Source organism: Acinetobacter sp. CFCC 10889 (assembly GCF_003268395.1).
Lineage (GTDB): Bacteria > Pseudomonadota > Gammaproteobacteria > Pseudomonadales > Moraxellaceae > Acinetobacter.
This window is the reverse complement of the sequence record NZ_LQXQ01000173.1, coordinates 1-546: the sequence shown is the minus strand read 5'-3', so window position 1 is coordinate 546 and position 546 is coordinate 1. Positions and strand designations below refer to the sequence as shown.

Below are 546 nucleotides of genomic sequence, written 5' to 3'. Positions count from 1 at the left end.
TGAGTATGTACGCTGTACGTCAGATAAAAGCGCTGAACCACCTGTATTGTAAGCGACACAAGCGTTTTAAAAGGACTACGAATAGTGACCATAATCGAGCGATCTATGAAAACCTGCTGGAGCAACAATTCTCAATGACTAGACCAAATCAAGCATGGTCAAGTGATATTACGTACATATGGACTGTTGAAGGATGGCTGTACTTAGCAGCGGTAAAAGACCTTTACACGAAGCAAGTGGTTGGCTATAGCTTAAATGAGCGCATGACAACACAGCTTGTTTGTAATGCGCTAAATATGGCTATTCACAATCAAAAACCAACCAAAGAACTGATTGTGCATTCAGACAGAGGAAGTCAATATTGCAGCCATGAATATCGAAATATACTTGAGCAATATGGTTTTCAAGGTTCAATGAGCAAGCGCGGAGACTGTTACGATAATGCACCGATTGAAAGCTTTTGGGGAATACTGAAAAATGAGTTAGTGCATCATTACAACTATCAAACCAGAGAAGAAGCCAAAGCAGATATTATAAAATACATTG

Annotated in this window: 1 pseudogene; it reads left to right on the top strand. The window is 39.6% G+C overall.

Going from position 1 to position 546, the window contains the following annotated elements:
* A pseudogene (locus tag AVJ19_RS21250) lies at positions 1 to 546 on the top strand (IS3-like element ISAba22 family transposase); the annotation flags it as partial.